Source organism: Kitasatospora sp. NPDC057198 (assembly GCF_042670125.1).
Lineage (GTDB): Bacteria > Actinomycetota > Actinomycetes > Streptomycetales > Streptomycetaceae > Kitasatospora.
Genome location: NZ_JBHUWH010000247.1, coordinates 1 through 11,405, shown reverse-complemented (window position 1 = coordinate 11,405; position 11,405 = coordinate 1). Strand labels below are relative to the sequence as shown.

Here is an 11,405-nt window from a genome sequence, read left to right as displayed (position 1 = left end):
ATCAGCTCCATGACCCGGGCGGTCTTGTTGACCTCGTCGTCGTGGGTGGTGGCCACGTCGGTCGCCCAGCGCACCGGCTCGTAGGGGATCCGCAGAGACTCGAACACCTCGTCGTAGAAGTTGTCCGCGCCCAGCAGCAGCTGGTGGATCGAGCGCAGGAACTCGCCCGAGGCGGCACCCTGGATGACCCGGTGGTCGTAGGTCGAGGTCAGCGTCATCGTCTTGGAGACACCCAGCCGGGCCAGCGTCTCCGGGGAGGAGCCCTGGAACTCCGCCGGGTACTCCATCGCGCCGACACCCACGATGGTGCCCTGGTTCTGCATCAGCCGCGGCACCGAGTGCACGGTGCCGATGCCGCCGGGGTTGGTCAGCGAGACCGTCACCCCGGTGAAGTCGTCCATGGTCAGCTTGTTCGCGCGCGCCCGGCGCACGATGTCCTCGTACGCCTGCCAGAACCCGAAGAAGTCCAGGGTCTCGGCCTTCTTGATCGCCGCGACCACCAACTGCCGGTCACCGTTCGGCTTGACCAGGTCGATCGCCAGGCCCAGGTTCACGTGCTCGGGCTTGACCAGGTAGGACTTGCCGTCCTCCACCCGGTAGCTGTGGTTCATGCCCGGATTGGCCTTCACCGCCCGCACCAGCGCGTAGCCGATCAGGTGCGTGAAGGACACCTTCCCACCACGCGCCCGCTGCAGGTGGTTGTTGATCACGATGCGGTTGTCGATCAGCAGCTTCGCCGGAACGGCACGCACCGAAGTCGCGGTCGGCACCTCCAACGAGGCGTCCATGTTCGACGCCACGGCCTTCGCCGGACCACGCAGCTGGACGAGTTCGTCACCCACCGCCGCGGCCTTCGGCGCGGGCGCGGCGGCGGCCTTCGCGGGCGCGGGCGGGGACGCGGGCGCCGCGGCGGGCACGGACTCGGCGGCGGGGGCGGGCACCTGGGCGGCCGCGGGGGCCGGCGCGACGGGCGCGGGGCCGGCGGGCGTCACGGCGTTCCCCTCGACCGCCGTGCTCGCCGGCGCCGCCGTGCTGCCGGGCTGGTAGTCGCTGAACAGGTCCCGCCAGGCCCGGTCCACCAGACTCGGGTCCCGGAGGTACTGCTGGTACATCTCTTCGACGAGCCACTCGTTCGGGCCGAAGGCCGACGTGCTCGAAGAGTTGACGGGCGCTTCAGAGTGTGGCGACACGGCGTAGACCGCTCTCTTCCGATTCAGGTTCCGGATGTTGACCAAACGATACGCGTCCGCGCTGGGGCCCACGCGACCCGTGCGGCGGAAACCGGGCAGTGCGGCGGCAGTGCGCAAATGGCTTGCCGAAGAAGGGCGGTGACGGATCGTGTACCGCCCTCCGACAGCCGAGGAGCGCCCCGGCGCGGTACGCCGGGACGCTCCGTCCGCCCACCTCCGGCGCCCGGTCAGGGGCGGCCGTCGTGGTGGACCCGCCGGCTGCGGATCTGCCAGTCGCCACCGACCCGGACCAGCTCGTCGTGGCAGTGGGTGCTGCGGTCGAGCACCGGGGCCGCGCCGGCGCGGACGGCGAGCAGCAGCGCGTAGCTGCGGGCGTGCACCGTCCCGTCGGCGGCCCGGTCGACGGCGAGCATGCCCATCCAGTGCCGGTGCCGGACGCCGTCGGCGTCGAGCTGCTGCTGGGCGCGGCGGATCACCCCGACGATCTGCTCGCGGCCGTGCGCGGGGCGCGGGTTGACGTTGTTGGAGATGGTGGCGTCCTCGGTGAAGGTCTCCACCCAGGCGTCCACCTGCCCGGCGTCGATCAGGTGCATGTGGCGGGCGTAGAAGTCCTGGATCTCCGCGTAGAGCTCCGGGGTTGCCGTCTGCTGGGACATCGGTCCTCCGTGGTGGCTTCGGGTGGTCGTGACGGGGTCGGCGGGGCGGTCAGGCGGGCGGACGGGCGCGGCGCCGGACCGGTCAGGCGGTCGCGGCGCCGAACCAGCGGTCGAGCGCCTCCGCCAGGCCCGCGGTGCCGCCCGGTTCCGCGCAGGCCCACGCCACGTAGCCGTCCGGGCGGACGAGCAGCGCGGCCGTCTCCGGGGCCTTCGCCGGGTCGGCGAGCGTGGCGGTCAGCCGGGTGAGCCGGTCGGTCCGGCCGTCCGCCCAGGCGGCGGGCAGTGCGCCGGCCAGGTCGATCAGCAGGCCCCGGCCGGCGGCGAGCAGTTCGAGGGCGTTGGCCGGGCCGTCGGGGGTGAGCAGCGGCAGCGGGGGCATCCGGCGCCCCACCAGGGCGTGTGCCGGTCCGTCCGGGCCGTCCTCGCCGCCCATCGGGTAGCGGATGTCCAGGCCGGTGATCATCTCGCCGATGTAGCGGTTGACCTGGTCCAGGTCCATCAGCTCGCTGAACAGCTCGCGCAGCGGGTCGATCTCCGGGGCGGGGTGCATCATCGCCAGCTGGGCGCGGGTGTTCATGCAGACCCGCTTCGCGATCGGGCGCCGCTCGGCCTCGTAGCTGTCGAGCAGGCCCTCGGGGGCCCAGCCGTTCAGGGTGGCGGCCAGCTTCCAGCCCAGGTTCAGGGCGTCCTGGATGCCGGTGTTCAGCCCCTGCCCGCCGGCCGGGAAGTGCACGTGCGCGGCGTCGCCCGCCAGCAGGACGGACCCGGTGCGGTAGCGGTCGACCAGGCGGGTGGCGTTCCCGAAGCGGGACATCCAGCGGGCCTCGCCCATGGTCAGGTCGAGGCCGGAGACCCGCTTGGCGGCCGCCGCCAGCTCGTCCGTGGTCACCGGCACGTCCCGCGGGACGGGCTCGGCGTCGAACTCGACCGCGACCACCCGGTACAGCCCGCCGCCCAGCGGGATCAGGCCGAAGAGCCCGCCCGCCAGCCGCAGCAGCTCGCGGCCGGCGGGCTGCTCGCCGAGCAGTTGGACGTCGCCGAGCAGCGCGTTGACGGTGGAGGCGGTGCCGGGGAAGGGCACCCCGGCGAGCTTGCGCACCGTGCTGGCGCCGCCGTCGCAGCCGGCCAGGTAGCGCGCGTCCAGCCGGTAGGCGCCGTCCGGCCCCTCGACGCCGACGGTGACCCCGTCCGGGCCCTGCTCCAGCGAGACCAGCCGGTGGCCGCGCCGGACGTCGACCTTCAGCTCCAGCGCCCGCTCGTGGAGGATCTCCTCGGTGCGGGACTGCGGGACCATCAGGGCGTAGCTGTGCTCGGCGTCGAGCTTGGTCATGTCGACCTTGCGCAGGCCGGCGAAGTGCCCCTTGGGCCACACCGGCACCTGGTCGCCGACCCGGTCCAGCAGGCCGCGCTGGTGCAGCACCTCGACCGTCCGGGAGTGCAGGCCCAGTGCCCGGGACTCCCCGGTGGGGCGCTCCAGCCGCTCCAGGACGACGGTGTCGACGCCGGCGAGGCCGAGCTCGCAGGCGAGCATCAGGCCGACCGGGCCGCCGCCCGCGATCACCACCCCGGTCACGGCTTCACCCCGACCAGCACGTAGTCGCTGCCGATGGTGCGGATGCGCCGGCCGAGCTCGACCGTGAAGCCCGCCTTCTCCAGCTGCTCCCGGCCCTCGTCCACGCCGTACTCCGAACCGCCGGTGACCAGCGCGACCTGCAGGCTGCCGAGCAGCGAGCCGAGCTCCGGCGCGGCGTCGTCCAGCATCTGGTCGTACACGACGACGGCGCCGCCCGGCCGCAGCGCGGCGAAGGCCCGCTCCAGCAGGAAGGCCCGGCGCTCGGGCGTCCAGTCGTGCAGCACGTGCCCGAACACCAGCACGTCGGCCTCGGGCAGCGCGTCCTCGAAGAAGTCGCCGGCGTGGAAGGAGATCCTCTCGGCGGTGCCGAGCTCCGCCATGTGCTCGTCGAACAGCGGCTGCACGGCGGGCAGTTCGAAGACCCCGCCGCGCAGGTGCGGGTGGGCGGCCACCACGGCGGCGGCGATGTGGCCGCGGGCGCCGCCGACGTCCACGAAGGACTCGTAGCGCGACCAGTCCACCACCTCGGCCAGCTGCGGGCCGACCAGCGCGTGCGCGGAGTCCATGTGCGCCAGGAAGCGCCGGGCGGCGTCCCGGTTGCGGTAGAGCCGCTCGAAGGCGTCCGGGCCGGTGGCCCCCTCCGCCTTGGGCTCGCCGTCGCGCAGCGCCTCGGTCAGCCGGGCCCACATGCCGTAGTGCCGGGCGGCGGCGGCCCGCACCGAACCGCCCAGGTAGTACGGGGAGCCGGGCAGCAGGCAGGCCGACGCCGCCGCGCTGTTGCGGAAGGTGCCGGCGTCCTCCTCCAGCAGGCCGAGCGCCACCAGCGCGCGCAGGAAGTCCGGCACCAGCCGGTGGTTCAGCCCGAGCCGCCCGGCGATCGCCTCGGAGTCGGCCGGCGCCTCGGCGAGCAGCTCGAACAACCCGGTCTCCACGGCGCTGTTCAGGATCCGCGACTGGGCGTAGGCGGTGTTCAGCCGGCCGATCGCGATCGCTTCCCCGTACGGCACGTACGGGGTGTTGACGGTTCCAGTTCCCATCACAGACCTCCTCGGTCGTTCACCAATCGGGGGCACGCGCCCGCCCGGGGCCGGGGGGCGCGGTCGTTGTGGCAGCGCGTCAGCCGGCGGGCGGGCCGGCCAGCGGGTGGCCCTCGGCGCGCAGCCGGCCGGCGGCCGCGAGCAGGGCCGCCCGGTCCGCCTCCGGCCCGCGCGGCGCCGCCGGCAGCAGGGCGGTGACGGCGCTCGCGCCGCGCCGCACCCGGGCGTGCCCGCGGGCGAGACCGGTCAGGCTCTGGCCGGGCCCGGTCTCCAGCAGGAAGAAGTCACCGGATCCGAGCAGCCCGTCGAGCGCCGGACCGAACAGCACCGGCTCGACCGGGTGCCGCGCCCAGAAGTCCGGGTCGACGGCCAGCTCCGCCGTGAGCGGCGCCGTCGAGTAGGCGGACCAGAGCGGGGTGCACGGCGCGCCCAGGCGCACCCCCGCGTAGACCTCGCCGTTCACCGCGGCACCGACCGCGGGGCTGTGGAAGGCGGTGGTCGCCCGCACCTCCCGGCAGGTGTGGCCCGCCGCGCGCAGGTCGGCGGCGACCGCGGCCAGCGGCCCGGCGGGGCCGGCCAGCATCGTCCGGCGCGGCGCGTTCACCGCCCCGACCACCACGTCCTCCCGCAGGAAGGGCGCGAGTTCGGCGGCGCCGGCGGCGACCGCGATCATGCCGCCGGGCGGCAGGGCGGCGAGCCGTTCGGCGCGGTCCCAGAGCACCGCGGCCGCGTCCCGGACGTCGAAGACCCCGGCGAGGACGCCGGCGGCCAGCTCCCCGACGCTGTGGCCGAGCAGCGCCACCGGCGCCAGGCCCCACGCGAGGACGGTGCGGGCCAGCGCGTGGTCCACCGCGAACAGCAGCGGCTGGGCCCGGGTCACGTGGTCGAGGGGCACTCGAGGGTGCTCCGCCAGCCAGTCGTCCCGCAGCCGCGGGCCGACCGCGCCGAACGCGTCGAAGACGGTGTCCATCGCCTCGGTGAACACCGGCTCCCAGCCGTACAGGCCGGTGGCCATGGCGGTGTGCTGGGCACCCTGTCCGGGCAGCAGCAGCGCGACGGGGCGGGGGCCCGCCGGGGCGGACGGCCCGGGTACGGCTTCGGTCTCCGGCACGGGGTTCCCTCCTCGTCGACGGCCGGCCTCCCGGCCTCCGGGGCGCCCCGCGGCGCCCGTCCGGCACTGTTCCAGCGGAACCTTGCAATCGGCTCGAGACGGCCTCGCGAGCGGCCGGACGGCCGTCCCCGGCCGCCCCCCGGCCGCCCCGGCGGGCCCTTCGAGGCGGGCTCGATCCCGTGTCGATCGGGAGTCGACCCGGCATCGACCGGGTCTGTAGCCGCACCGGGGAGATTGGCCGCGATCCACCGCCGGCCGGCCGGTCGGCGGCCGAGCACCCGCGGAGGTACCCATGGACGGTTACGAGACCGGCGCCCCCCTGTTCGTCGCGGGGTGCGCCTCCTGGCTCCCGCCCGCGGTCCCCGCCGAGCAGGCGGTCGCCGCGGGCGAGGTCACGGCACGGGACGCCGCCCGCACCGGGGTGACCTCGGTGACCGTCTCCACCGGGCACAGCGCGCCGGAGATGGCCTCGCTCGCCGCCCGGATCGCGCTGCGCCGGGCGGACTGCCCGCCGCGGGAGATCGGGCTGGTGCTGCACGCGAGCCTCTACGACCAGGGGCACGACCTGTGGGCCCCGGCCTCCTACGTGCAGCGCCGGGCGCTCGGTGAACTGCCGGAGCACGCACCGGCGATGGAGGTGCGGCAGGTCTCCAACGGCGGCATGGCCTCGCTCGACCTGGCCGCGGCCTACCTGCGGGCCGGCACCGACCGGCCGGCCGCCCTGCTCACCAGCGGCGACGTCTTCTGCCCGCCCGGCTTCCGGCGCTGGACGAGCGACCCGGGCACCGTCTACGCGGACGGCGGCGCCGCCCTGGTGCTCTCCCGGGAGGGCGGCTTCGCGCGGCTGCTCGGCCGGTTCGCCGCCTCCGAGCCGCGGCTGGAGGGCATGCACCGCGGCGACGCGCCGTTCCCCCCGGCGGGGTCCGCCCCGGGCCGGGTGGTCGACCTCGACCGCTGCAAGCGGGAGTTCCTCGCCGCGACGGGCCGGGCGGCGGCCGTGGCCCGGGTCGGCGGCGGGCAGCGCCGCACCCTCGCGGGCGGCCTGGCCGCGCTCGGCCTGGAGGTCGGGGACGTCGCCCGGTTCGTCCTGCCGCACCTGGGCGGACGGCGGCTGGCGGCCACCTACTTCCAGCCCTTCGGCATCGACCCCGAGCGGTCGACCTGGCCGTGGAGCCGGTCGGTCGGCCACCTCGGCGGGGGCGACCAGTTCGCCGGCCTGGCGCACCTGGTGGAGACCAAGCAGGTCGCCCCCGGCGACCGGGTGGTGCTGGTCGGCGTGGGCGCCGGCTTCTCCTGGTCCTGCGCCGTCCTGGAGGTGCTGGCGTGCCCGGACTGGGCCGCCTCGGACACCTGGGCGGACGACCCCGAAGACGGTCCCGGGGACGACGCCGGGGACGGGCCCGGGGCCGGCGTCCGCGCGGGCGGCTGAGCACCCGCCGCGCGGCCCGGCCCCGGGCGCGCCTGTGCGCCGGACCGCCCTCCGCCCGGGGCCGGTCCGGCCGTCGCTGCCCGCCGTGCGCCGCCCCGCCGCCGTCCGGGCGGCGCGGTCACAGCACCGGCACCGGCACCGGCACCGGCCACGACAGCGGCCGCGGCACCGGCCACGACATCGGTCAGGAGGCGACCGCGTGGCCCGCGAAGCGGTCCAACAGCAGGGTGCGGCTCCGCCGTTCGGCGTCCAGGGCCGGGTCCGAGACGATGATCGCCTGGTGGAGCCGGTACATCCTGGCCGAGGGTTCCAGACCGAGTTCGTCGATGAAGCGGCTCCGCAGCCGCTGGTGCACGTCGAGCGCGTGCGGTTTGCGTCCGGAGCGGTAGAGCGCCAGCATCAGCTGGGCGTGCAGGTTCTCGTGCAGCGGGAACTCACCGACCAGGGACGTCAGTTCGCTGATCAGCTCGTGGTGGCGGCCGAGCCGCAGGTCCGCCTCGATCCGCTGTTCGAGCGCGACGATCCGGCTCTCCTGCAGGCGCAGTGCCTCGACCTCCAGCAGCGGACCTAACTGGACGCCGCAGAGCGCCGGCCCCCGCCACAGGGCGAGCGCCGCCCGCAGGATCGACGAGGCGCGCTCGTCCTCCCCCCGGGCCAGGGCCTGCCGCCCCTCGGTGCAGAGCCGGTCGAAGGTGTGCAGGTCGAGCCCGCCGGTGCTGCGCAGCTGGTAGCCGCCCGGACAGGTGACGAGCTGGGTCTTCGCGGCGGCCATCGAGCCGCCGGCCGCCCGCATCAGCTGCTTGCGCAGCAGCAGTATGTAGGTCTGGATCGTGGTGGACGCGCTGACGGGCGCGTCCTCGTCCCACAGCTCCCGCTTGAGCGCGGAGGACGGGACGATCCGGTTGGTGTGCAGCACGAGCAGGGTCAGGACCTTGCGCGGCTTTGGAGCGGTCGGTGCGACGGCCGTTCCGTTGATCTCTACTTCCAGCGGTCCGAGGACGCGAGCAATCACAGGACATCCTTTGCTAGGAATCTACTGCTGAACAACGCTCGCACGTGGGATCTGAAATCACCGGTGTGGGCGGTGAGTATCCAGAGGCGCTTACCCAGGCGAACCAATTCTCCCCTGGCTCTCCAGCTGATGAATCCGTCCTCAATAGCGGAGAGTCACTGCCGGCCGCCCCGTTGCGGCAGCATTTGACTCGCAGCCAGGAACGTTATAGGAGGGCCGCGCGACTGTCCAGAGCGAAAGATTCCGGATCCTGACCCTCCGCGCGGTTAAAGAATTGGCAAAAATACCTGCTCAGAAGGTTTCACTCCCGGGGCAATCAACCTCCATCACTGGAGGTGACCAACCATCAGCCGAGTGTAAAGATCCTCACGTGCGGACCCTCTAGGGGACCTCGAGGGTTCCTCTAGTCCCGGCCGAGATTCTCGACCCGTGCCGCCGGGGGGAGCGCCGGACGAAATCGTGCTCCACAGATCCGCATTCCGCCGAGGAGCGTCCAATGAATCGAAGAGTAGTCGTGACCGGAATAGGTGTGATGGCACCTGGGGGTTCAGGGGCGGAGGAATTCTGGGACCTGATCTCGTCCGGCCGCACCGCGACCCGGCCGATAACCGCGTTCGACGCCACGGGTTACCGCTCCAGGATCGCCGCCGAATGCGATTTCGACCCCCTCGCGCACGGCCTCACCCCGCGCGAGGTGCGGCGGATGGACCGGGCCGCGCAGTTGGCCGTGGTCGCCACCCGCGAAGCGGTGCGGAAAAGCGGGATCGCCGGGGCCGGCATCGCCCCGCACCGCATCGGCGTCTCGCTGGGCAGCGCGGTCGGCTGCAGCGTCAGCCTGGAGGAGGAGTACGCGGTGGTGAGCGATTCTGGCCGAAAATGGCTGGTCGACCACGCGTACACGTCACCCCACCTCTTCAACAACTTCGTTCCCTCCTCGCTGGCCGCCGAGGTCGCCTGGGCGGGCGGCGCCGAGGGGCCGGCCGCCGTCGTCAGCGACGGCTGCACCTCCGGACTGGACGCCCTGGGGCACGCCGCCGAGCTGATCCGGGAGGGTACCGTCGACGTCGTGCTGGCCGGCGGGACGGACGCCCCGATCAGCCCGATCACCGTCGCCTGCTTCGACGCGATCAAGGCGACGACGCCGCGCAACGACGACCCCGAGCACGCCTCCCGGCCCTTCGACCGGACCCGCAACGGCTTCGTCCTCGCCGAGGGCGCCGCCGTCCTGGTCCTGGAGGAGTACGGGCACGCCCGGCGGCGCGGCGCCCCGGTCCTCGCCGAGTTCGCCGGCTTCGGGACGCGCAGCAACGCGTACCACATGACCGGGCTGCGCGCCGACGGGCGGGAGATGGCCGAGGCCATCCGGATCGCGCTGGAGCAGGGCCGGGTGGCCCCCGAGTCCATCGGCTACGTGAACGCGCACGGCTCCGGCACCAAGCAGAACGACATCCACGAGACCTCCGCCGTCAAGCGCTCGCTCGGCGAGCACGCCCGGCGGACGCCGATGAGCTCCATCAAGTCGATGGTCGGGCACTCGCTCGGCGCGATCGGCGCCATCGAGGTCGCGGCCTGCGTCATGGCCATGCAGCACGACCTGCTGCCCCCGACCGCCAACCTGCACGAGCCCGACCCGGCCTGCGACCTCGACTACATCCCGAACACCGCCCGGGAGAAGCGGGTCGACGCCGTGCTGAGCGTCGGCAGCGGCTTCGGCGGCTTCCAGAGCGCCGTGGTGCTCACCCGACCCGAGAGGACCGCGGCATGACCGGCAGGGCCGTGGTGACCGGCCTGGGCGTGATCGCCCCCAACGGCGTCGGCACCAAGGAGTACTGGACCGCGCTGCTGCGCGGCAGCAGCGGGATCCGCCCGATCGAGCGCTTCGACCCCTCCGGCTACCCCAGCCGGCTGGCCGGCGAGGTGCCGGAGAGCGCCTTCTCGGCCGCCGACCACCTCCCCCGGCGGCTGCTCCCGCAGACCGACCGGGTGACCCGGATGGCGCTGGCCGCCACCGACTGGGCCCTCGCGGACGCCGCCGTCGACCCGGCCGGGCTGCCGGACTTCTCGATGGGCGTGGCGACCGCCAACTCCGCCGGCGGGTACGAGTTCGGCCAGCGCGAACTCCAGAACCTGTGGGGGTCCGGCCCCGAGTACGTCAGCGCCTACCAGTCCTTCGCCTGGTTCTACGCGGTGAACACCGGCCAGATCTCCATCCGCAACGGCCTGCGCGGCCCCAGCGCCGCGCTGGTCACCGAACAGGCCGGCGGCCTCGACGCGCTCGGCCACGCCCGCCGCTCGATCCGCAGGGGCACCGCGCTCATGGTCAGCGGCGCGGTGGACAGCTCGCTCTGCCCGTGGGGCTGGATCGCCCACCAGTCCACCGGCCTGCTCAGCACCCGCCACGACCCCGACCTGGCCTACCTGCCCTTCTCCGAGCTGGCCTGCGGCCACCTGCCCGGCGAGGGCGGCGCCATCCTGGTCGTGGAGGACGCCGAGCGGGTCCGCGAGCGGACCGCCGGGGGCACCGCCGCCCAGGTCTACGGCGAGATCGCCGGCTACGCCGCCACCTTCGACCCGCCGCCGGACTCCGGCCGCCCGGACACCCTCCGGCGCGCCGCCGAACTCGCCCTGGCGGACGCGGACACCGAGCCCGCCGAGGTCGACGTGGTCTTCGCCGACGCGGCCGGAACCCCCGCCGCGGACGAGGCCGAGGCCCGGACCCTGCGCGAGCTCTTCGGCGAGCGCGCCGTCCCGGTCGCCGCCCCGAAGGCCACCACCGGCCGGCTCGGCTCCGGCGGCGCCGCGCTCGACGTCGCCACCGCCCTGCTCAGCCTGCGCGACCAGGTCGTCCCCCCGGCCGGGCCGGTGACCGCGGCCGCCGACCGGTACGGCATCGACCTGGTGGTCGGCACCCCCCGGCCCGCCCGGCTGCGCACCGCCCTGGTGCTGGCCCGCGGCCACGGCGGCTTCAACAGCGCCCTCGTACTCCGGGCCCCCGCGTGACGCGGGAGCCCGGCCCCGCCGGCGCCCGCCGCCCGGCACCACCGACGAACGGAGTGAACCCATGAGTGAGGCCGTGAAGGAACCGCTGACCCTGGAGGACCTCGTCGAGGTCCTGCGCGCGAGCGCCGGCGAGGACGAGGAGGTCGACCTGGGCGGCGACATCGCGGACGTCCCGTTCGGCGACCTCGGCTACGACTCGCTGGCCCTGCTGGAGACGGCCGGCCGGATCCAGCGCCGGCACGGGATCGTCCTGGACGACGAGGCGATGGCCGCGGCCGAGACCCCGCGGCTGTTCCTGGCCGCCGTCAACGAGGTGCTCCTCGGCACCGCGTCGAACGCCGGCTGACCCCGGACCGGGCCCCGACCGGCACCGGAGCGGCGGGGTGCGGTGCCGCCG

The 11,405-nt window shown here is 74.4% G+C and carries 10 protein-coding genes; 4 read left to right on the top strand and 6 right to left on the bottom strand.

What is annotated here, in order from left to right; genetic code table 11:
• The 5 genes from ACFUEL_RS24905 to ACFUEL_RS24885 form a co-directional block, all read right to left on the bottom strand.
• On the bottom strand, nucleotides 1–1,217 hold a 1,217-nt coding region (locus ACFUEL_RS24905; protein ID WP_380238975.1), incomplete at its 3' end, for a 2-oxo acid dehydrogenase subunit E2.
• A gap of 200 nt (nucleotides 1,218–1,417) precedes the next feature.
• Nucleotides 1,418–1,846 carry a nuclear transport factor 2 family protein gene (locus ACFUEL_RS24900; protein WP_380238974.1) on the bottom strand — a complete coding sequence of 143 codons (429 nt, stop codon included), beginning with the start codon at nucleotides 1,844–1,846 and terminating at the stop codon, nucleotides 1,418–1,420.
• Nucleotides 1,847–1,928: 82 nt separating this feature from the next.
• The gene (locus ACFUEL_RS24895; protein ID WP_380238973.1) at nucleotides 1,929–3,419 is read right to left on the bottom strand and encodes an FAD-dependent monooxygenase; all 1,491 of its coding nucleotides are present in this window, start codon (nucleotides 3,417–3,419) and stop codon (nucleotides 1,929–1,931) included.
• Nucleotides 3,416–4,456 carry a methyltransferase gene (locus ACFUEL_RS24890; RefSeq protein WP_380238972.1) on the bottom strand — a complete coding sequence of 347 codons (1,041 nt, stop codon included), beginning with the start codon at nucleotides 4,454–4,456 and terminating at the stop codon, nucleotides 3,416–3,418. The genes ACFUEL_RS24895 and ACFUEL_RS24890 overlap by 4 nt, the downstream gene beginning before the upstream one ends.
• A 79-nt stretch (nucleotides 4,457–4,535) precedes the next feature.
• Nucleotides 4,536–5,567 carry an acyltransferase domain-containing protein gene (locus ACFUEL_RS24885; RefSeq protein WP_380238971.1) on the bottom strand — a complete coding sequence of 344 codons (1,032 nt, stop codon included), beginning with the start codon at nucleotides 5,565–5,567 and terminating at the stop codon, nucleotides 4,536–4,538.
• Nucleotides 5,568–5,859: 292 nt separating this feature from the next.
• Here ACFUEL_RS24885 and ACFUEL_RS24880 point away from each other — a divergent pair, with 292 nt between their 5' ends.
• Nucleotides 5,860–6,996 carry a ketoacyl-ACP synthase III family protein gene (locus ACFUEL_RS24880; RefSeq protein ID WP_380238970.1) on the top strand — a complete coding sequence of 379 codons (1,137 nt, stop codon included), beginning with the start codon at nucleotides 5,860–5,862 and terminating at the stop codon, nucleotides 6,994–6,996.
• A 184-nt stretch (nucleotides 6,997–7,180) separates the two neighbouring features.
• Here ACFUEL_RS24880 and ACFUEL_RS24875 read toward each other — a convergent pair whose 3' ends face one another.
• On the bottom strand, nucleotides 7,181–8,008 hold the full coding sequence (locus ACFUEL_RS24875) for a BTAD domain-containing putative transcriptional regulator (protein WP_380238969.1): 828 nt from the start codon (nucleotides 8,006–8,008) through the stop codon (nucleotides 7,181–7,183).
• Nucleotides 8,009–8,504: 496 nt separating this feature from the next.
• Here ACFUEL_RS24875 and ACFUEL_RS24870 point away from each other — a divergent pair, with 496 nt between their 5' ends.
• The 3 genes from ACFUEL_RS24870 (at nucleotide 8,505) to ACFUEL_RS24860 (ending at nucleotide 11,354) form a co-directional block, all read left to right on the top strand.
• Nucleotides 8,505–9,773, top strand: coding sequence for a beta-ketoacyl-[acyl-carrier-protein] synthase family protein (locus ACFUEL_RS24870; RefSeq protein WP_380238968.1), 1,269 nt, complete (start codon nucleotides 8,505–8,507; stop codon nucleotides 9,771–9,773).
• Nucleotides 9,770–11,008, top strand: a complete 1,239-nt coding sequence (locus ACFUEL_RS24865; protein WP_380238967.1) for a ketosynthase chain-length factor — start codon at nucleotides 9,770–9,772, stop codon at nucleotides 11,006–11,008. Before ACFUEL_RS24870 ends, ACFUEL_RS24865 begins: the two co-directional genes overlap by 4 nt.
• A gap of 61 nt (nucleotides 11,009–11,069) precedes the next feature.
• Nucleotides 11,070–11,354, top strand: a complete 285-nt coding sequence (locus ACFUEL_RS24860; RefSeq protein ID WP_380238966.1) for an acyl carrier protein — start codon at nucleotides 11,070–11,072, stop codon at nucleotides 11,352–11,354.
• Nucleotides 11,355–11,405: the final 51 nt, after the last annotated feature.